The sequence below is a fragment of the Bradyrhizobium sp. Ses1 genome, from assembly GCF_059512365.1.
On record NZ_JCAMOQ010000003.1, the window covers coordinates 244,860 to 263,119 of the forward strand.

Sequence of the window (18,260 nt, forward strand, 5' to 3'; positions counted from 1 at the left end):
TCCAGAACTATTTGGTTCCAGATATGCCAACCCAAGACACGTTGAGCGCCACGTTTGGCGCGCTGGCTGATCCGACGCGCAGGGCAATCCTTGCGCGGCTGTTGGAAGGCGAGGCCTCGGTCGCCGAACTGGCCAAGCCGTTCGCGCTGACGCCCCGGGCTGTCTCCAAGCATGTCGCCGTGTTGGAAGCGGCGGGCCTGGTGACGAAGGGCCGCGATGCCCAGCGGCGTCCGTCGCGGATCGTCGCCAGTCCGCTGATCGAGATCGATTCCTGGCTCGCCAACTATCGCAAGCTCTGGCTGCAGCGCTTCGACAAGCTCGAAACCCATCTGGCGAAGCAAACGGGAGGAGAATAATGGAGAGAGGCAAGGTGACCTTGGAGGAGAAGCCGCTGGGCGCCGCCATCCAACGCTGGTTTCCGGCCCCGCCCGAGCTCGTCTACCGCAACTGGATTGAAGCCGAACAGATCCGGCATTGGTTTGCGACCGACGGCTACGAGGTCACTGGCTGCGAGATCGACGCACGGCCGGGAGGAAAGTGGCGGGTCGATTTTCGCTCCTCGACCGGGCACGTCTATTTCGAGCGCGGTGAGTTCCGGGAAATGGTGCCGGGGAAGTTGCTCGCGCTGACCCTGACCCAGGTCGATGGCGCCCACTCAGGACCGGAGACTCTGATCACCGTCACCTTCGAGGCTTCACGCGGCGGCACTGAGATGACGTTCCATCAGGTTGGCTACGACAGCAGTCTGCGCCGCGACGGCAACGCCGAAGGCTGGCAGGAATGCTTCGACAAGCTCATCGCCCGCCTGCCGAACTCGGACATCACCACTTGAAAGGAAAAGCATATGAGCAGGAATGCAGCAGACGAGCAGGAGCTCCGCGCTCTTTTCGCCGACTGGCTGCGCACTTCATCGGCGCTGGACATCGACGGCGCCATGCGTCCTCTCGATCCCGATATTCACTCCTATGAACATGTCGCGCCACTTCAGTACCGCGGTATCGATGCCATTCGCGAAGTCTGCCAGCAGGGCTTCGACCTGATCAAGGGCGACTTCGAATGGGACATTCCTGATCTTCAGGTGATCGTGCGCGATGACATTGCCATCGCGTGGGGCCTCAACCGCATGCGCTACCGCTCAGCTTCAGCGCCGGAGATCGAGAATTGGTCGCGAAGCACGAGAGTGTTTCAGAAGAAGGATGGGCAATGGAAGATGATCCACCAGCATCTTTCCGTCCCGGCCGATCCAAGGACCGGACAGGCCAGATTCGACCTGAAGCCCTGAAATGGCGATTGCCGAGCAGCCCGGTGGTTCGCGCCGTTATCTCTTCGAACTGTGCGGAGAGGTCCATTTGGTCCTTTGCAAGCTGGGAAGGCTTTGTTATAGGGCTGACCGCAAGCGAAACGCCGGTTTCGCCCATTCCTCGGTAGCTCAGCGGTAGAGCATTCGACTGTTAATCGAATGGTCGCTGGTTCGAATCCAGCCCGGGGAGCCAATCTCTCAATTAAATCGAGCTGTTAGCCGAATTTCCTAAGCTCTTGGTTTCGCGCTTGCGCGGCCCGGCAAGGCGGATTCGCATCCAACCTCCAGATTCGACTCGTCCTGACGGGCGCGACTCAGTCACATCCGCGTGGCGCTTTGCGGATTTGATGCGGACAGCCGCCAAATCGACTCATTCATCGTCGATTTTTGGTTAAGCAGGGCTCCTTGCGAGGTGATTCCATGGCCGTCTTCGACACCGAGGTGCCGAAAACAACACCCTCGATCGTCCCGAGCGATATCCCGACCATGAGCGACGACGAATGCCTTCGGCGGCTAGCGCAGATCGTCGAAGAGCACGATTCCACGTGTCTTGACGAAGCTGCGAGGCTGATCGGCCGGCTTGCCGTCGCGATCGAATAGGCGCTGTTCCCCTGCAAGAACTCGCGGGGCCGGTATGGCCCATCGGGCGTGTTGCGTTTTGATCCTGCTTGTTCCAAAAGACGGGCGGTCTCACTCCCGTCGCGGCCGCGCCGCGCGACTTGCAGGTTTCAGCCCATGTCCGGTTTCTCGACCGCGCGCCAGAAAATGGTCGATGGCCAGGTGCGCACCAGTGACGTCACCGACGCGCGTATTCTCGATGCGATGCTTGCCGTGCCGCGCGAGGCCTTCGTTCCCGAAAGCAAGCGCGCGCTGGCCTATCTCGATCTCGACCTCGATGTCAGCGAGGGCGGCGCGACGAAGCGCTACCTGATCAAGCCAGCCGTGATGGCGAAGATGCTGCAGGCGGCTGAGATCAATTCGACTGACCGCGTTCTGGTCGTCGGCTGCGCGACTGGCTACGCGGCTGCCGTGGTCGCACGGCTCGCAGGGGAGGTGTTTGCCACCGAAAGCGAGCCCGCGCTCGCCGACCAGGCCAAGGTCGCGCTTGCGGGGACCGGTGCCGCCAACGTGACCGTGCGCGCGGCGCCGGCGGCGAAGGGCGATGTCGCGGACGCGCCGTTCGACGTCATTTTCCTCAATGGTGCCACCGAGATCGTGCCGCAGGAACTCTACGAGCAGCTCCGCGAGGGTGGGCGATTGGTCGGGGTGTTTGCCTTGTCGCAGCCGCAACGGGCCGCCGTCGTGACACATACCCACGGGGATTTCGGGCATCGGCCGCTATTCGATGCCGTGGCGCCGCTCCTGCCGGGCCTGGAGCGCTTGCCGGCTTTCGTGTTCTAATAAGATGCATCGTCCCGGAGGGAGGAGGGCCTCTTTCCAGGCGTTCCGGCGAATGCGGATTCACAACTAAAGGCGGATTCACGGCCGGCGCGAAGCGAGGGAGTTCGTATGGTGGCGGCTTGGTGGCGATTCGAAGCGTTAAAATCCCGTTCTGAATCAGAAGTGTGGCCCGTTTGCCCCACGTGAAGAGTTTCCACCGGGTTCCGTTGCGAGGTAGTTCCGTCCAGCCTAGCTGCGGAATAAGGTGAGGCGGGACTCACTTCGATCGAAGCGGCGCCCGGTTCATGGTCTCGAGCCGGGTGGTGAATAGCAATGGATGGATTATTGGGGATGCGTGGGGTGAAGGTTGTCACCGGAGCCGCGGCAGCGGTCCTTTTGTTGGCGTGCATGGGACCGACGCCGGCCCTGGCCGACACGATCGAGGCCGCATTGGTTCGTGCCTATCAGACCAATCCGCAACTCAATGCGCAGCGCGCCTTTGTGCGATCCACCGACGAAAACGTGCCGCAAGCGTTGTCGGGCTACCGGCCGAGAGTGTCGATCACGGCGAGCGGCGGTTATCAGTATACCGATGCCATCTCGGGTGGGGTGGCTGCGCATGGAACGCAGGTCCCGCGCGCCGTCGGCGCCACGATTTCGCAGACCCTGTTCAATGGATTTCAGACCGGCAACCGAACGCGGGCCGCGGAGAGCCAGGTCTCCGGCTCGCGCGAAGCGCTGCGGAATATCGAACAGACCGTGCTGTTCAGCGCTGCCTCGATCTACATGGATTACCTGCGCGATGCGGCGATCGTGGAGGTTCAGCGCAGCAACACACGCGTGCTCGAGCAGACGCTCAAGCAGACCCGCGACCGATTCAATGTCGGTGAGGTGACGCGCACCGACGTCGCGCAATCGGAGGCGCAACTTGCCGCCGGCCGCACGCAGCAGCTCACGGCCGAATCGCAACTGACCACGACGCGATCGAACTTCCGGCGCATCATCGGCAGCGAGCCGACGAATCTCGCGCCGGGCTCACCGGTCGACCGTTTCCTGCCGCCGACCCTCAATGCCGCCATCGAACTCGCGCTGACGCAGAACCCGAACGTGACCGCGGCGATGTTTGGCGTCGACGTCAACTTCCTCAACGTCAAGATCGCTGAGGGCGCGCTCTTTCCGAGCGTGACGCTGCAGGCGAGCGCGCAGCAGGCCTACGATCAGACGCTGGTCATCCAGCGCCAGTTCCAGGCGTCGGCGATAGCGCAGATTGCGGTGCCAATATACCAGGGCGGCGCCGAATATTCGCTGATCCGCCAAAACAAGGAATCGCTGGCGCAGCAGCGGCTTGTGCTCGAACAGACGCGCGACCAGGCCCGGGCCAATGTCGTCACGGCATGGGGCCAGTTGGTGGCTGGTAAGGCCCAGGTGTCTTCGGCGCAGGCGCAGGTGACGGCATCCGAGATTGCGCTCAACGGCGTGCGCGAGGAAGCCAAGGCCGGACAGCGCACCACGCTCGACGTGCTGAACGCGCAGCAGGCGCTGGTCAACGCCCGCAACGCGCTCGTGGTCGCGCAGCATGATCGTGTCGTTGCTTCCTACAGCGTGCTGCAGGCCGTGGGCCGGCTGCAGCCCCAGGTGCTCAACCTGCCGACCCAAACCTACGATGCGAGCGTGCACTACCAGCAGGTGCGTGATAGCTGGGCCGGGGTTCGAACGCCCGACGGCCGCTGATCGTCGCTTCCGCATATTGCTCTAAATAGACAGATGGGCCCGCTTGCTAGCGGGCCCATCGCATTTCTGAGCACTCGTTTGTCCCGCGCGCGACCGCCGACTCCATATGTCGCGTGGCGGTCATGAAGACGCCGCAAAACTTCGAAGCGCGTTGCTTGCAATCGATTGTTGCCCTGACATACCGTTTCCATAGGCAACACAACGATTCGCAACGGCTTTTTGCGTCCATCGCTGCGGATCGGTTGCCGTGAGGGCGAACGCACCGCGTGCAACGCACCGGTAACCGTTGATCTGGGGACAAGTCCGGACTCGAGCGATGAAAAATTCCGGCCGCTTCATCCGGAACCGCCGAATCTCGTGTGGCTTGGTGTAGGGTAATTTCGATGTGGAGTCGGAAATGACGCAACCTGCAAAGGTCCAAGAGCCCTCCATGGAGGAGATTCTGGCGTCGATCCGTCGCATCATTGCCGATGATGAGGCCAAGCCCGCTTCCGCGGATAAACCCGCAAACGACAGGCCGGCAAGCGTTGCGACGCCGGAGAAACCGGCGGTCGCCGCCGCGCCTGCCCCCAAGCCGGTGGTGAAGGACATTCCGCCGCCGCCGACTCCCGCAGCGGCGAAGCCGGCGCCAGCAGCGCCAAAACCTGCGCCGGCGCCACCACCAGCCAAAACGAACAGCCAGCACGACATCGACGCCATGCTGGCGAGCCTCGATGAGGCGACGCAGGAGGCCGAAGTCAGGCCGCCGCAACCCGACGGCGACGTATTCGAACTGACTGACGAAATGGCCCTGCCGGATCCGGCACCGACGCCGACGCCCAAGCCGCCGCCACCGACCTTTCAGAAAGTTGAACCGCAGGACGACATCGAATTCACGGAAGCCACCAAGCCACCGCCGTCTCCACCGCGACAGCCAGCCTATGAGGCGGCGACCGAGAGTTCCTCCTATGGTCAGCAGCCAATCCTGTCGCGCACGACCATGAACGCGGTCGAAAGCGCGTTCAATTCGCTGGCCAATACCGTGCTCAGCAACAATGCACGGACGCTGGAGGATCTGGTTAAGGAAATGCTGCGGCCGATGCTCAAATCATGGCTGGACGACAACCTGCCAGGGCTGGTCGAGCGGATCGTGAAAGCCGAGATCGAGCGGGTTTCGCGGGGGCGTTAGCCGCCCGGGCCGCGAAGCCCCCTCAATTCAGCCATCCCTAATGGGTGTTATGGCGGTTTGGACGCGCCAGTCCGGTTGACTTGGCGCGTTCGGACGGCTTTTTAGCGCTCTCAAGCATCCCCATTTGTAGTGCCATGATCGAGAAAAACTACCAGCCTGCCGATATCGAAAGCCGGATGTCCCGCGTCTGGGAGGAGAGTGGCGCCTTCAAGGCCGGCCGCCCCGAGCGGCGCGACGCCGCGCCGTTCACCATCGTGATCCCGCCACCGAACGTGACGGGCTCGCTGCACATGGGACATGCGCTGAACAATACGCTGCAGGACATCCTCTGCCGCTTCGAGCGCATGCGCGGACGCGACGTGCTCTGGCAGCCCGGCACCGACCATGCCGGCATCGCCACCCAGATGGTGGTCGAGCGGCAGTTGATGGAACGGCAGGAGCCGGGCCGTCGCGAGATGGGCCGCGCCAAATTCCTCGACCGGGTCTGGCAATGGAAAGCCGAGAGCGGCGGCACCATCATCAACCAGCTCAAGCGGCTGGGCGCCTCCTGCGATTGGTCGCGCGAGCGCTTCACGATGGATGAGGGCCTGTCGCGCGCCGTCGTGAAGGTGTTCGTCGAACTCCACCGCCAAGGGCTGATCTACAAGGACAAGCGGCTGGTCAACTGGGACCCGAAGCTGCTCACCGCGATCTCCGATCTCGAGGTGCAGCAGGTCGAGGTCAAGGGCCATCTGTGGTACCTGCGCTATCCGCTCGAGGGCAGGGCGTTCAGCCCCGACGATCCCGCAAGCTTCATCGTGGTCGCGACGACCCGTCCCGAAACCATGCTCGGCGATACCGCGGTGGCCGTGCATCCGGACGACGAGCGCTACAGTGCGCTGGTCGGCAGCCACGTGATCCTGCCATTGGTCGGCCGCAAGATTCCGATCGTGGCCGACGATTATTCCGATCCGGAGAAGGGCTCTGGCGCTGTGAAGGTCACGCCGGCGCACGACTTCAACGACTTCGAGATCGGCAACCGCCACGGGCTGCCGCGGATCAGCGTGCTCGACCAGGAAGGCAAGCTCTCGCTTGTCGGCAACGAGGACTATCTGCGCGGCCTGCCCGAGGGCGCGCTGCATTTCGCCGAGGAATTCCATGGCATCGAGCGCTTTGCCGCGCGCAAACAGCTCGTCGCGCGGTTGGAGGATTTCGGCTTTCTCGAGAAGATCGAGCCGAACACGCATATGGTTCCGCATGGCGACCGTTCCGGCGTGGTCATCGAGCCGTTCCTCACCGACCAATGGTACGTCGACGCCAACACGCTGGCGCAGCCGGCGATCGCGGCCGTGCGCGCGGGCGAAACCAGCTTCGTGCCGAAGAACTGGGAAAAGACCTATTTCGAATGGATGGAGAACATCCAGCCCTGGTGCATCTCGCGCCAGCTCTGGTGGGGCCATCAGATCCCAGCGTGGTACGGGCCCGACGGCAAGGTGTTCGTCGCCGAGACCGAGGAAGAGGCCGTGGGCAACGCGCTCGGCTACTACGTCGAGCAGGAAGTCATCACGCCGGAGCAGGGCCACGACATGGCGGTGGACCCCGCCAAGCGCGAGGGCTTCATCACCCGCGATGAAGACGTGCTCGACACCTGGTTCTCGTCCGCGCTGTGGCCGTTCTCGACGCTTGGCTGGCCGGACGAGACGCCGGAGCTGCAGCGCTACTATCCGACCAACACGCTGGTCACCGGTTTCGACATCATCTTCTTCTGGGTGGCGCGGATGATGATGATGGGCCTTCACTTCACGAAGGAGGTGCCGTTCTCGACCATCTATATGCACGCCCTCGTCCGCGACGAGAAGGGCGCCAAGATGTCGAAGTCGAAAGGCAACGTCATCGATCCCCTGCATCTGGTCGACGAATACGGCGCCGACGCGCTGCGCTTCACGCTGGCGGCGATGGCGGCGCAGGGGCGTGACATCAAGCTGTCGACGCAGCGCGTCGACGGCTATCGCAGCTTCGCCACCAAGCTCTGGAACGCCTGCCGTTTTGCCGAGATGAATGGCGCCGCCCTGATGGCCGGATTTGATCCAACCAGCGCGAAGGAGACGCTGAATCGCTGGATCATGCATGAGACCACGCTTGCGGCTCGCGAAGTGACCGAAGCGATCGAGGCGTACCGCTTCAACGACGCGGCAGGCGCGGTCTACCGCTTCGTCTGGAACGTGTTCTGCGACTGGTATGTCGAGCTGACCAAACCGCTGTTGATGGGCGAGGACGGACCCGCGAAGACCGAGACCCGCGCCATGATCGCATGGGTGCGCGACGAGATCCTGAAGCTGCTGCACCCGTTCATGCCGTTCATCACCGAGGAGCTCTGGGCCGTCACGGCGAAGCGCGACGGTGTTCTGGCGCTGGCGCCATGGCCGCGCAAGGCGCGCGCGCTAACGCCTGAGCAGATCGCCACGCTTTCGCTGGCAGGGCCGACCGACGCGCTCATCCCGCCCGTGATCGGCGCGTTGGAAGATGACCCCGAGGAATTCAGCGACCCTGAAGCCGAGGCCGAGATCGGCTGGGTGGTCGATCTCGTCAGTGCGATCCGTTCGGTGCGCGCGGAGATGAACATCCCACCGTCCACGTTGACCCCGTTGGTGCTTGTGGACGCTTCCGCTGAGACAAAGGCGCGGGGGCAGCGCTGGAACGATGTCGCCAAGCGGCTGGCGCGGCTGGCCGACATCTCCTTTGCCGATGCTGCCCCGGAAGGCGCCGTGCAGCTATTGGTGCGCGGCGAGGTCGCGGCGCTGCCGCTGAAGGGCGTGATCGATCTTGGCGCCGAGCGCGCGCGGCTCGAGAAGGAAATCGCCAAGGCCGACGCCGACATCAAGCGCGTCGACGCCAAGCTTTCCAACGAGAAGTTCGTCGCCAACGCGCCGGAAGAGATCGTCGAAGAGGAAAAGGAAAAGCGCGAGGCGGCGCTGGAGCGCAAGGCAAAGATCCTCGAGGCGCTCGAGCGGCTGAAGAAGGCATCTTGAGAGAAGTTGTAGGGAGGGCACGCTGCGCTTCGCCCACCCTACAATCCGTGGCGAAAGCTCGCTTAGACGAACGTGAAGTCGCTCGCGTGGAGCTGATCGAGCGTCGTGTTCCTGATCTCGACCGAGTTGTTGTCGTCGAAGGTGATCACGACGCTCGTTCCGTTTTGCGCCATGTGCGACTGCACGGCGTTGAAATCGGCAAAGACCGTGCGGTTGATCTGAATCAGATCCTGCGCGCCATCGGTGTTCTGGAAGTCGAGAATGACATCCTTGCCGAAGCCGGGGGCGAACATGAAAGTGTCGTTGCCCGCGCCGCCTGACAACGTATCGTTACCGCCGCCGCCATTGAGCCGGTCGTCGCCGCTGCCGCCGTACAGGAGCTCGTTGCCGGTTCCGCCCATCAGCGTGTCGTTGCCGTCATCGCCGAACATCTGGGTCGCCGCCGGACCGCCCTTCATCGAGTCATTGCCGGCGCCGCCGTAAAGGGTGTCATTGCCGCCGCCGCTGGACAGGTAATCATTACCGTCGCCGCCCTTGATGACATTGGTGGCCCATCCGCCATAGAGCTGATCGTTGCCGGCGCCGCCGTCGAGCAGGGCGCCGGTATCGGCATTGCCGGCCTTGATGATGTCGTTGCCATCGTCGCCGTAGAGTTGATCGGTCGCGGTCGCAATGCCGGGTCCGCCATCGATCGTGTCGTCACCGGCGCCGCCATGGATCACGTCGGCACCGGCGCCGCCGTAGATCACGTCCTTGCCCGGACCACCGTCGATGACGTCATTGTCGGTCGACGCGCCGAAGAACAAGTCCTGGCGGCCGCTCATGTCATAGTGGATCGCCTTGTTCTGATAGAGATTCCAGGTTCCCGGCGAGCTCGGATTGACCGCGTCGGCGGCCGACAGATGCTCGCCGTTGACCGTGATGTCCTTGATGTAGAGGTTGCGGTCGCCACTGGCGCCCGCGATGTCATTGATGAAGGCGAGATCGAGACTCGAGATTGCCGCGGGATTGGCGAACGTGAAAGTGAAGGTCTGGAAGCCGGCTGGATTGGTCGCATTGTGGAACTCGACCGTGTTGCCGACCTGCTGGCCATTGACCAGAAGCTGCATCTGGGCGCCGATGCCGTCGACGACGGAGCTGTAGCCCGTCACCGTGACGGTGGTTTCCGTCAGTTTCGGAATCGTGTCGGGGCCGCCCCTGATGGTATCGTTGCCGGCGCCGGCCTTGATCGTATCGTTGCCGGCGCCACCCGACAGAACGTCATTGCCGCCGCCGGTATCCATCAGATCGGCCGCCGGAGAGCCCGTCAGCGTCTGGCCGGGCGGCTGACGCTCGCCGCCATACCATTCCGTGATGAGCCCCTGCGCCGGCTTGCCCTGCGGCGAGTAGCCGAGTTCCGAATATTGGTTGTTCGCATCCCAGTTCCAGATCGATGCGCCCCTGAACCAGCTCCCGCCTTCCGATCCCCAGACCTGAAAGAAGGCGTTGAACGCGTCATATTGCTCCTGGACATCCGGCGTCGAGCTTCCGGCCCAGCCGCCCGGGCTGATATTGGTGCCGTCCACGCTGCGATAGCCGGTCTCGGTGAAGACCACCTGCTTGCCGTACTGAAGGGCAAGCGAGTGGAAGAAATCGACCGGCGATTTGTGATCCATCACTTTCGCCCAATAGTCATCGGAGGACATGGTGTTCCACGCGTTGACCATTTCCTGGACCGTCGGATCGCGGTCGGTCGTCAGCGGCGGATAGGCGTTGACGCCGATGACATCGACCTTGTCCCAGAAGCTGACATTGATGGCTTCGTCGGTGGCGGCGGCGTAGGTGATTTCGCCGTGATACACGGCGCGCACGGCATTGATGATGTCCACCCATTGGTCGCGATATTCGGGACCGGAGAGCTTGGCGAGCTCATTGCCAATCACCAACATGCTGACGCCGGCTTGCTGGGCGAGTTCCGCCATGTGAACGATTTCGGTCTTGTAGGACGCGAAAAAGGCGGCGGGATCGTCTGGTGTCAGCACATGTGCAAGCGAGCCATCGAGGGCCGAGACCATGGGTTTGAGCGAAACCGAAAGGCCGAGCGCCTGCGCATCCGCGATGGCCTTAAGGATGTTGGCGTCGCTCTCGGTCTTGCCGGGATCGGCGAACACGTCGTCCGAATGCCTCGTGTTCGTGAAGAGCCGAGGCGCAAGCTCGATCGAATTTGCATTGGTGTCCGCGATTGCCTGCATGGCATCGCGCGCCGCGCTCGTGACGAATGCTCCATTGTAGTTGGAAGGGAATCCGAATCCTTGGACAGTAAACGGGCCCGCCATCGGTACAGCTCCTTTAGTTTTAGTTTCTATGTTTTCTATTTCGCTGTTTCGGTGGCCAGCATTCTGCGCAGGACTTGTTCACCTGCGTTGTGTTCCGTCTTTTCAGCAGAGCACAATTCATAAGCAACTCACACGCGTGCAGCGAAGCACGCGCGCTCAGTCTGCACACGCAACGTGGGCGCGTCGTGACAGGATTGCGTCGATGTTGCGATTGTTGATGCGCATCTCGTTACGATGGCGCTTCAAGTTCAACTTAAACTGGAAACCGCTTGCTCAGGAATTTCGAGCCCTTCATGCCGTAACGCCAAGGAAGATCGATTGCCTTGGTGATTCCGATTCGCACGCCTGCGACAACTTCGACACTGCCGACGCGCGCGTGCAGCGAGAACGGTGCCTGATCGAGCGGCAGGGCGTTGTGCTCAAGCGTTATGCCGAGTGCTTCGGTCAGCTTTCCCGGACCGGAACATAGCGCGTGCACTTCCTTGAGATGGCGCCGCCGCCGCATCGTCGCGATCCCATGCGTGGGCTCCAGCGCGCGGATCAGCACGGCGCTCGCCGAGCCTGCTTCTTCGCAGACCAAGTTCACGCACCAGTGGATGCCGTAAGAGCGATAGACATAGGCAAATCCGGGCGGGCCGAACATCACCTGGTTGCGCGCTGTCGGCCCACGATAGGAATGGGCCGCCGGATCGGTGTGGTGATAGGCCTCCACCTCCACGATGAGGCCGCCGACGCCATTGAAGAGCAGGGTCGCACCGATCAGGTCGGGCGCGACCTCATGCACGCTGCGGCCAAAGAATGAGCGTTTGAGCGTCTTGCCGAGGCGGATCGGCGCTTCGCCCGGCAGTCTGGGATTTTGAACCATTTTGGTGGGAATCAGAGGGAAACGCGGGGGATTGCTGCCCATATGTTGCACGTTCTGCTAGCATGCGCGAGCCGGGTTGCGGGTTCGGGCAATACGGATTAGCTAACAGTTCCAAAGATCCGTAGATTTCCCATGGTCACCCTGATCGACACCATCTCAGCCAATCCGTTGCGCCCGCGCCACCCCGAAAAGGTGAACCGGCCCGACGCGCTGTCGCCGCCGAAGCCGGACTGGATACGGGTGCGCGCGCCGAATACACGCGGCTATGCCGATACCCGCAACATCGTGAAGGAGAATGGCCTCGTCACGGTCTGCGAGGAGGCCGGCTGCCCGAATATCGGCGAGTGCTGGGACAAGAAGCACGCCACCTTCATGATCATGGGGGACACCTGCACCCGGGCCTGCGCGTTCTGCAACGTCAAGACCGGCATGCCCGGCGCGCTTGACGCCGCCGAGCCGGAGCATGTGGCGGAGGCGACCTTCAAGCTTGGGCTCTCCCATGTCGTCATCACCTCGGTCGACCGCGACGATCTTGCCGACGGCGGCGCCGAGCATTTTGCCCAGACCGTCCGCGCCATCCGCGCGCGCTGCCCGAACACCACGATCGAACTTCTTACCCCAGACTTCCTGCGCAAGGAGGGGGCGCTCGAAATCGTCGTGGCGGCGAAGCCCGACGTCTTCAACCACAATCTCGAAACCGTGCCCTCGCGCTATCTGTCGGTGCGGCCCGGCGCGCGCTATTTCCACTCGATCCGCCTGCTGCAGCGGGTGAAAGAGATCGACCCGACGATGTTCACCAAGTCCGGCATCATGGTGGGTCTGGGCGAGCAGCGGCACGAAGTGTTGCAGGTGATGGACGACCTGCGCTCGGCGGATGTCGATTTCCTCACCATCGGGCAATATCTGCAGCCGACGCGGAAGCATCACGCTGTGATGAGCTACGTCACGCCGGACGAGTTCGCAGGCTACGAGAAGGTCGCCTATACCAAGGGGTTCCTGATGGTATCGGCGAGCCCGCTGACGCGCTCGTCCCATCACGCGGGCGACGATTTCGCCAAACTGCAAGCGGCGCGCGTGGCGCGGTCACGCTAACGCCGGATCGCACCGATGCGACGCATTCTTGTGATGGGGTCTTCGGGATCCGGCAAATCGACTTTTGCTCAACGGCTTTCAGCCACTACGGGCATTCCGTTCGTGTCGCTCGACGCGATCTACTGGAAGCCAGGCTGGGTCGCGTCCGATAACGCGAAGTTCCACGAACGCGTGACTGAGGTGGCGCTTCGGCCGCAATGGGTTATGGATGGAAACTACATTTCAAATGGGGCCGGCGAGCTGCGCCGCCAGGTCTGCGATAGCATCATCTGGTTTGATCTTCCGCGTCGGACCTGCATGCTCGGCCTCGCGCGACGGATAGCCCGAAGCTATGGCCAGGTTCGCGCCGAAATGGCCGAGGGTTGCCCGGAACGAATCGATCTTGAATTCTTTCGATACGTCTGGACGTATCGGCAGAAACAGCGGCCGAAGCTCCTCAGATATTTCGAGGGCATGCGACCGGACCAATCACTTGTCTGTTTCACGGATCGGACACAGGCGGGCCGGTATTTGAAGGAGATCTCGCTGATGACTCACGCGGCGAGTATCCACTGATGCCGAGGTTTTCCAGCAAGCGGCGGGTCCGTCACTCCGCATCGCAGATGTTTGATCTGGTCGCCGATGTCGAGCGCTATCCGGAATTCGTGCCGCTGTGCCATGCGCTGAAGATCCGGCAGCGCACGCCGAAGGAGGACGGCACCGAGGTCCTCGTTGCCGATATGACCGTGTCGTTCAAGCTGGTGCGCGAGAGCTTCACCAGCCGCGTCACGCTGGACCGGCCGAACCTGAAGATCATGGTTGAATATCTGCGCGGCCCCTTCAGCAATCTCGAGAACCGCTGGACCTTCGAACCGAAATCAGACACCGAATGCGATGTCGGCTTTTTCATCTCATACGAGTTCAAAAGCCGGATGCTGGGAATGCTGATGGGATCGATGTTCGACGCAGCGTTCCAACGCTTCGCCGGCGCATTCGAAAAGCGCGCCGACGTGATCTACGGCAAGCCGGCTACTGCATCGTAAGCTCTCACCGTCGTTGCGAGCGAAGCGAAGCAATCCATCGCACCGCTTTTGCGGAGGCATGGATTGCTTCGTCGCTTCGCTCCTCCCAATGACGGAGAGAAAGCTGTTAGGCCCGCGGCGGTCTTCGGCGCTTGACGGCGCTGCGGCGCGGGGAGCGCGCGACGCGGGGACGCAGGCGGCTGGCAGCTTCGCGGCGCGGCTTGGTTGCGGCCTGGGGGCCGCGCGCCAGCTCCATCAGCATGCGCAGAGCTTCCACCACGGAGCGTTGCCGCACCGCGCTGCGTCCGATCGCGCCGAAGCGGTGCTCGCGATGCATGATCCGGCCATCGCGGGCGGCGACCGCGAAATGCACAAGGCCCACCGGCTTGCCCGGGGTGGCGCCGCCGGGGCCGGCGATGCCGGTGATGGAGACCGCAAGATCAACGCCGGCGCGCTCCAGGGCACCGACCGCCATGGCGGTTGCGGTCTCCTTGCTCACTGCGCCGAAAGTCGAAAGCGTCAGCGCGTTGACGCCGAGCATCGCACGCTTGGCCTCGTTGGAATAGGTGACGAAGCCGCGATCGATGACGTCGGAGGAGCCGGGGATATCGGTGAGCGCGCCCGCGACCAGCCCGCCGGTGCAGGACTCCGCCGTCGCGATGGTCAATTTCCGCATCCGGCACAGATCGAGCAGCGAGCGGGAGAGGGCGCGCGCGTCGCTGCCGCTCATGGTTACTCGCTCCAACCTTTGTCGTTCCAAGGAAGGCGAATGGTGGCGCTCGCGGTAGCTGCGATGCCTTCCTCACGGCCGGTAAAGCCCAGTCTCTCGCTGGTGGTCGCCTTCACCGCGATGCGCGAGATGTTCACGCCCGAGATTTCAGCGATCTTCGCCCGCATGGTGTCGCGCAAGGGGCCGATCTTCGGCCGCTCGCAGATCAGCGTCACCTCGAGATTGGCGATGCGGCCGCCGCGCGCGGCGACGCGATCAACGGCATATTTCAGGAACCGGTCGGAAGAGGCGCCCTTCCACTGCGGATCTACAGGCGGAAAATGCGAGCCGATGTCGCCGTCCGCGAGTGCGCCGAGGATGGCATCGACCAGCGCATGCAGGCCGACATCGCCGTCGGAGTGGGCGAGAAACCCCTTGGTGTGCGGCACGCGCACGCCGCAGATCATCACGTGATCACCTTCACCGAAGGCATGCACGTCATAGCCGGTGCCGGTCCTGATGTCGCCGAGCTGGCTGGCGAGGCGGGCTTCCTCGCGGACGAAGTCTTCAGGTGTGGTGAGTTTCATGTTCGCAGGATCGCCCTCAAAGGTCGCCACCGTCAATCCCGCCCATTCGGCAATCGCGGCATCGTCGGTGAAATCGCTTCTGCCCTCGCGCGCAGCGCGGCGATGCGCATCCAGGATCACGTCGAAACGAAAGACCTGTGGCGTCTGCGCGATTCGCAGCAGCGCACGGTCGGGCGTCGCTTCGACATCGCCGCTCGCACCGGTCAGCTTGATGGTATCGGTGACCGGGACCACGGGAATGGCAGCACCGGTACGGCCAGCCGCGTCGATCGCGCGCGAGATCAGCGCCTCGGTCGCGAACGGCCGTGCAGCGTCGTGGATCAGCACGATGTCCGGCTTCTCGCTTGCAAGTGCCTCCAGTCCCGCACGCACGGACGCCTGCCTGGTTGCGCCACCGTTTGTCGGCGGCCGATGGCGAAGGCCGACCACCGCTTCGTTGAAGAGGGCGGCATCATCGGGATTGACGACGGGCTGCACGGCGAAAACATCGGGATGGCGGCTGAACGGCTCCATCGCCCGGAAGATCACCGTCTGGCCGCCGATCACCCGGTACTGCTTCGGCCCGCCTGCGCCGGCGCGAAGCCCGCGGCCGGCTGCGACAAGGATGGCGGCGGTACGCTCAGGTCTGGGCATTGGTCGAAACTGTATACGAGATGGGTTGAGGAGAGGGGCGCCAAGCTTTCCGCCAGCGCACAGCCCTTACCACGCTGGATGCGCAATGACAGAGCTATTCCCATACCCTGTGGGAAAAGCGGTTCTTGTTGCGGTGCACTTGCGCAAATGATAGAAATGTCTAAACCATAGGCATAATGCTTGACTGCACAAGAATTGTGCTCAAAATAGAGGACAGCGGCGCGATGAGGCTGCCGCCAGTAACACGAGAAGCCTGTGACCGGCCTCGCAAGAACGCGTCGTAACTCTTTGAAAATAGGTGACATTACTGTCGCCAACCCGGTGCTTCTCGCCCCCATGTCCGGCGTGACCGATGCCCCGTTTCGGCGTCTCGCAGCGAGTCTCGGCGCGGGGCTTGTCGTGTCGGAGATGACCGCAAGCGACGATCTTGCGCAGGGCAGAGCAATCTCGCTTTTGCGCTGCGAGGCGGCCGGGATCGGGCCGCATGTGGTCCAACTCGCCGGGTGCGAGACCCGCTGGATGGCCGAGGGCGCGAGGATCGCGGAAGCCGCCGGCGCCGACATCATCGATATCAATATGGGCTGTCCGGCGCGCCACGTCACCGGCGGCCAGTCCGGCTCCGCTTTGATGCGCGACCTCGATCACGCGACGAGCCTGATCGAGGCGACGATCGCCGCGGTCAAGGTGCCGGTGACACTGAAGATGCGGCTGGGCTGGGATGATCGCTCGCGCAACGCTCCGGAACTGGCGCGCCGCGCGCAGGCCGCCGGCGTGCAGATGGTGACGGTGCACGGCCGCACCCGCTGCCAGTTCTACAAGGGCGAGGCGGATTGGGCCGCTGTGCGCGAAGTCAGGGACGCCGTCTCGATCCCGCTCGTCGTCAATGGCGACATCACCTCCTTCGAGAGGGTGGTGACCGCGCTCAATGAGTCCGGCGCGGACGCAGTCATGATCGGACGCGGCGCACAGGGCCAGCCCTGGCTGCCCGGGCAGATCGCGCGCCGGCTCGAGACTGGCATCGCCGAGCAGGCGCCGCCGCTCGCCGAGCAGCTCAGCCATATCCGTGAGCTCTATGATGCTGTCCTGAGCCATTACGGGGTCCGTGTCGGGCTCAAGCATGCGCGAAAACATCTCGGTTGGGCGCTGGAGATCGCCGCCCACTGCAGCCGCGCTCCGGCCGCGACGCTGAAGGGCTGGCGGCAAAGCATCCTGACCTCGGACGAGCCCTCGCGTGTGCATCAATCGCTTCAGGATGCTTATGACGATTTTGCATGGAGTGCTGCTGCATGACATCAGCCGCAGAGACTCGCCGGCGCATGCCCTCCGACAGCGAGGCTATCCTCAACGCGCTGCCGAACCCGGTGCTGCTGGTGGCGCCGGATGGCCGTATCGCCGACGCCAACATCGCCGCCGAATCGTTTTTCGAAATCTCTACGCAATTCCTGCAGCGGCAGTCGCTGAAGGAACTGGTGCCGTTCGGCAGCCCGCTGCTGGCGCTGATCGACCAGGTGCGCACCAGCGGCTCGCCGGTCAACGAATACAAGGTCGACCTCGGCACGCCGCGAATCGGCGGCGACCGCCAGGTCGATTTGCATGTGGCGCCGGTCACGGAACGGCCGGGGCATATCGTCGTGATGCTGCAGGAGCGCACCATCGCCGACAAGATGGACCGGCAGCTCACCCATCGCAGCGCCGCGCGCTCCGTGATCGCGCTGGCGGCGATGCTGGCGCATGAGATCAAGAACCCGCTGTCGGGCATCCGCGGCGCGGCGCAACTCCTGGAGCAGCAGGCGTCCTCCGATGATCGCATGCTGACCCGGCTGATCTGCGACGAGGCCGACCGCATCGTCACCTTGGTGGACCGCATGGAAGTGTTCGGCGACGATCGGCCGGTCGCCCGCGGCCCGGTCAACATTCATTCGGTGCTCGACCACGTCAAACGGCTGGCGCAGTCCGGCTTCGCGCGCAACGTCCGTTTCATCGAGGACTACGACCCGTCGCTGCCGCCGGTTCTCGCCAACCAGGATCAGCTCATCCAGGTGTTCCTCAACCTGGTGAAGAACGCCGCCGAGGCGGTGGCCGATCTCGGCACCGATGCGGAAATTCAGCTCACCACCGCGTTCCGTCCAGGCGTCCGGCTTTCGGTGCCCGGCAAGAAATCGCGGGTGTCGCTACCGCTGGAATTCTGCGTCAAGGACAACGGCTCCGGCGTGCCGGAAGACCTGTTGCCCAATCTGTTCGATCCCTTCGTCACCACAAAACAGACCGGCAGTGGCCTCGGGCTTGCGCTCGTCGCCAAAATCGTCGGCGATCACGGCGGCATCATCGAATGCGAATCCCAGCCGCGGAAGACCACCTTCCGCGTGCTGATGCCGATGTACAACCCCGCCAAACAAATCGACCAAAGCAGCCGCGAGGACGTTCCGGGTACGCCATCGCATGCCTCACAGGACGCAAGATGAGGAAAGACA

17 protein-coding genes and 1 tRNA gene are annotated in these 18,260 nt (G+C 63.2%); 14 read left to right on the top strand and 4 right to left on the bottom strand.

Annotated features, from left to right (window positions below; all coding sequences use genetic code 11):
* The first annotated feature begins 23 nt into the window (after positions 1-23).
* From AC5ZG5_RS06440 to AC5ZG5_RS06480, 9 genes are all read left to right on the top strand, one after another.
* Entirely contained in the window at positions 24-356 is a 333-nt protein-coding gene (locus AC5ZG5_RS06440; RefSeq protein ID WP_130223446.1) for an ArsR/SmtB family transcription factor, read from the top strand.
* A 20-nt stretch (positions 357-376) separates the two neighbouring features.
* On the top strand, positions 377-832 hold the full coding sequence (locus AC5ZG5_RS06445; RefSeq protein WP_456641629.1) for an SRPBCC family protein: 456 nt from the start codon (positions 377-379) through the stop codon (positions 830-832).
* Positions 833-844: 12 nt separating this feature from the next.
* The gene (locus tag AC5ZG5_RS06450) at positions 845-1,282 is read left to right on the top strand and encodes a YybH family protein (RefSeq protein ID WP_456641630.1); all 438 of its coding nucleotides are present in this window, start codon (positions 845-847) and stop codon (positions 1,280-1,282) included.
* Positions 1,283-1,418: 136 nt separating this feature from the next.
* Positions 1,419-1,493, top strand: a tRNA-Asn gene (locus tag AC5ZG5_RS06455).
* A 227-nt stretch (positions 1,494-1,720) separates the two neighbouring features.
* Positions 1,721-1,900, top strand: coding sequence for a hypothetical protein (locus tag AC5ZG5_RS06460; protein WP_208826368.1), 180 nt, complete (start codon positions 1,721-1,723; stop codon positions 1,898-1,900).
* Positions 1,901-2,035: 135 nt separating this feature from the next.
* A complete protein-coding gene (locus AC5ZG5_RS06465) occupies positions 2,036-2,701 on the top strand; it encodes a protein-L-isoaspartate O-methyltransferase family protein (protein WP_028165629.1) in 666 nt (221 codons plus the stop codon).
* A gap of 330 nt (positions 2,702-3,031) precedes the next feature.
* The gene (locus tag AC5ZG5_RS06470) at positions 3,032-4,411 is read left to right on the top strand and encodes a TolC family outer membrane protein (RefSeq protein WP_028165630.1); all 1,380 of its coding nucleotides are present in this window, start codon (positions 3,032-3,034) and stop codon (positions 4,409-4,411) included.
* 397 nt (positions 4,412-4,808) lie between these two features.
* Positions 4,809-5,579, top strand: a complete 771-nt coding sequence (locus tag AC5ZG5_RS06475; RefSeq protein ID WP_456641631.1) for a PopZ family protein — start codon at positions 4,809-4,811, stop codon at positions 5,577-5,579.
* A gap of 134 nt (positions 5,580-5,713) precedes the next feature.
* Positions 5,714-8,587: a valine--tRNA ligase gene (locus tag AC5ZG5_RS06480; protein WP_456641632.1), complete on the top strand. Its 2,874-nt coding sequence runs from the start codon at positions 5,714-5,716 to the stop codon at positions 8,585-8,587.
* Positions 8,588-8,649: 62 nt separating this feature from the next.
* On the opposite strand, the gene AC5ZG5_RS06485 is transcribed toward AC5ZG5_RS06480, so the two are convergent.
* Together AC5ZG5_RS06485 and AC5ZG5_RS06490 are read right to left on the bottom strand one after the other, a co-directional pair.
* Positions 8,650-10,902, bottom strand: a complete 2,253-nt coding sequence (locus AC5ZG5_RS06485; protein WP_456641633.1) for a glycoside hydrolase family 113 — start codon at positions 10,900-10,902, stop codon at positions 8,650-8,652.
* Positions 10,903-11,155: 253 nt separating this feature from the next.
* The gene (locus tag AC5ZG5_RS06490; protein ID WP_456641634.1) at positions 11,156-11,767 is read right to left on the bottom strand and encodes a DNA-3-methyladenine glycosylase; all 612 of its coding nucleotides are present in this window, start codon (positions 11,765-11,767) and stop codon (positions 11,156-11,158) included.
* A 132-nt stretch (positions 11,768-11,899) separates the two neighbouring features.
* On the opposite strand from AC5ZG5_RS06490, the gene lipA reads away from it, so the two are divergent.
* The 3 genes from lipA to AC5ZG5_RS06505 are packed head-to-tail and all read left to right on the top strand — an operon-like array spanning position 11,900 to position 13,881.
* Positions 11,900-12,859, top strand: a complete 960-nt coding sequence (gene lipA / locus AC5ZG5_RS06495; RefSeq protein WP_130223430.1) for a lipoyl synthase — start codon at positions 11,900-11,902, stop codon at positions 12,857-12,859.
* A gap of 15 nt (positions 12,860-12,874) precedes the next feature.
* Positions 12,875-13,414: a P-loop NTPase family protein gene (locus AC5ZG5_RS06500; protein WP_130223428.1), complete on the top strand. Its 540-nt coding sequence runs from the start codon at positions 12,875-12,877 to the stop codon at positions 13,412-13,414.
* The gene (locus AC5ZG5_RS06505; RefSeq protein WP_208826384.1) at positions 13,414-13,881 is read left to right on the top strand and encodes a type II toxin-antitoxin system RatA family toxin; all 468 of its coding nucleotides are present in this window, start codon (positions 13,414-13,416) and stop codon (positions 13,879-13,881) included. The genes AC5ZG5_RS06500 and AC5ZG5_RS06505 overlap by 1 nt, the downstream gene beginning before the upstream one ends.
* A gap of 106 nt (positions 13,882-13,987) precedes the next feature.
* On the opposite strand, the gene AC5ZG5_RS06510 is transcribed toward AC5ZG5_RS06505, so the two are convergent.
* The gene (locus AC5ZG5_RS06510) at positions 13,988-14,590 is read right to left on the bottom strand and encodes a CinA family protein (protein ID WP_130223424.1); all 603 of its coding nucleotides are present in this window, start codon (positions 14,588-14,590) and stop codon (positions 13,988-13,990) included.
* A 2-nt stretch (positions 14,591-14,592) separates the two neighbouring features.
* Positions 14,593-15,789 (bottom strand): bifunctional 2-C-methyl-D-erythritol 4-phosphate cytidylyltransferase/2-C-methyl-D-erythritol 2,4-cyclodiphosphate synthase, encoded by a 1,197-nt coding sequence (locus AC5ZG5_RS06515; protein WP_456641635.1) that lies wholly within the window; start codon positions 15,787-15,789, stop codon positions 14,593-14,595.
* A gap of 288 nt (positions 15,790-16,077) precedes the next feature.
* Here AC5ZG5_RS06515 and dusB point away from each other — a divergent pair, with 288 nt between their 5' ends.
* A complete protein-coding gene (gene dusB, locus AC5ZG5_RS06520; RefSeq protein ID WP_456641636.1) occupies positions 16,078-17,079 on the top strand; it encodes a tRNA dihydrouridine synthase DusB in 1,002 nt (333 codons plus the stop codon).
* Positions 17,076-18,251, top strand: coding sequence for a two-component system sensor histidine kinase NtrB (locus AC5ZG5_RS06525; protein WP_130223420.1), 1,176 nt, complete (start codon positions 17,076-17,078; stop codon positions 18,249-18,251). Before dusB ends, AC5ZG5_RS06525 begins: the two co-directional genes overlap by 4 nt.
* The last annotated feature ends 9 nt before the right edge of the window (positions 18,252-18,260 follow it).

What these genes read in the sequence shown, in the direction of transcription:
- AC5ZG5_RS06480 (WP_456641632.1), top strand. Translation starts at nt 5,714, where the DNA reads ATGATCGAGAAAAACTACCAGCCTGCCGATATCGAAAGCCGGATGTCC.
- AC5ZG5_RS06510 (WP_130223424.1), bottom strand. Translation starts at nt 14,590, where the DNA reads ATGAGCGGCAGCGACGCGCGCGCCCTCTCCCGCTCGCTGCTCGATCTG.
- AC5ZG5_RS06525 (WP_130223420.1), top strand. Translation starts at nt 17,076, where the DNA reads ATGACATCAGCCGCAGAGACTCGCCGGCGCATGCCCTCCGACAGCGAG.
- AC5ZG5_RS06485 (WP_456641633.1), bottom strand. Translation starts at nt 10,902, where the DNA reads ATGGCGGGCCCGTTTACTGTCCAAGGATTCGGATTCCCTTCCAACTAC.
- AC5ZG5_RS06500 (WP_130223428.1), top strand. Translation starts at nt 12,875, where the DNA reads ATGCGACGCATTCTTGTGATGGGGTCTTCGGGATCCGGCAAATCGACT.
- AC5ZG5_RS06465 (WP_028165629.1), top strand. Translation starts at nt 2,036, where the DNA reads ATGTCCGGTTTCTCGACCGCGCGCCAGAAAATGGTCGATGGCCAGGTG.
- AC5ZG5_RS06490 (WP_456641634.1), bottom strand. Translation starts at nt 11,767, where the DNA reads ATGGTTCAAAATCCCAGACTGCCGGGCGAAGCGCCGATCCGCCTCGGC.
- AC5ZG5_RS06460 (WP_208826368.1), top strand. Translation starts at nt 1,721, where the DNA reads ATGGCCGTCTTCGACACCGAGGTGCCGAAAACAACACCCTCGATCGTC.
- lipA (WP_130223430.1), top strand. Translation starts at nt 11,900, where the DNA reads ATGGTCACCCTGATCGACACCATCTCAGCCAATCCGTTGCGCCCGCGC.
- AC5ZG5_RS06515 (WP_456641635.1), bottom strand. Translation starts at nt 15,789, where the DNA reads ATGCCCAGACCTGAGCGTACCGCCGCCATCCTTGTCGCAGCCGGCCGC.
- AC5ZG5_RS06505 (WP_208826384.1), top strand. Translation starts at nt 13,414, where the DNA reads ATGCCGAGGTTTTCCAGCAAGCGGCGGGTCCGTCACTCCGCATCGCAG.
- AC5ZG5_RS06470 (WP_028165630.1), top strand. Translation starts at nt 3,032, where the DNA reads ATGCGTGGGGTGAAGGTTGTCACCGGAGCCGCGGCAGCGGTCCTTTTG.
- AC5ZG5_RS06475 (WP_456641631.1), top strand. Translation starts at nt 4,809, where the DNA reads ATGACGCAACCTGCAAAGGTCCAAGAGCCCTCCATGGAGGAGATTCTG.
- AC5ZG5_RS06440 (WP_130223446.1), top strand. Translation starts at nt 24, where the DNA reads ATGCCAACCCAAGACACGTTGAGCGCCACGTTTGGCGCGCTGGCTGAT.
- AC5ZG5_RS06450 (WP_456641630.1), top strand. Translation starts at nt 845, where the DNA reads ATGAGCAGGAATGCAGCAGACGAGCAGGAGCTCCGCGCTCTTTTCGCC.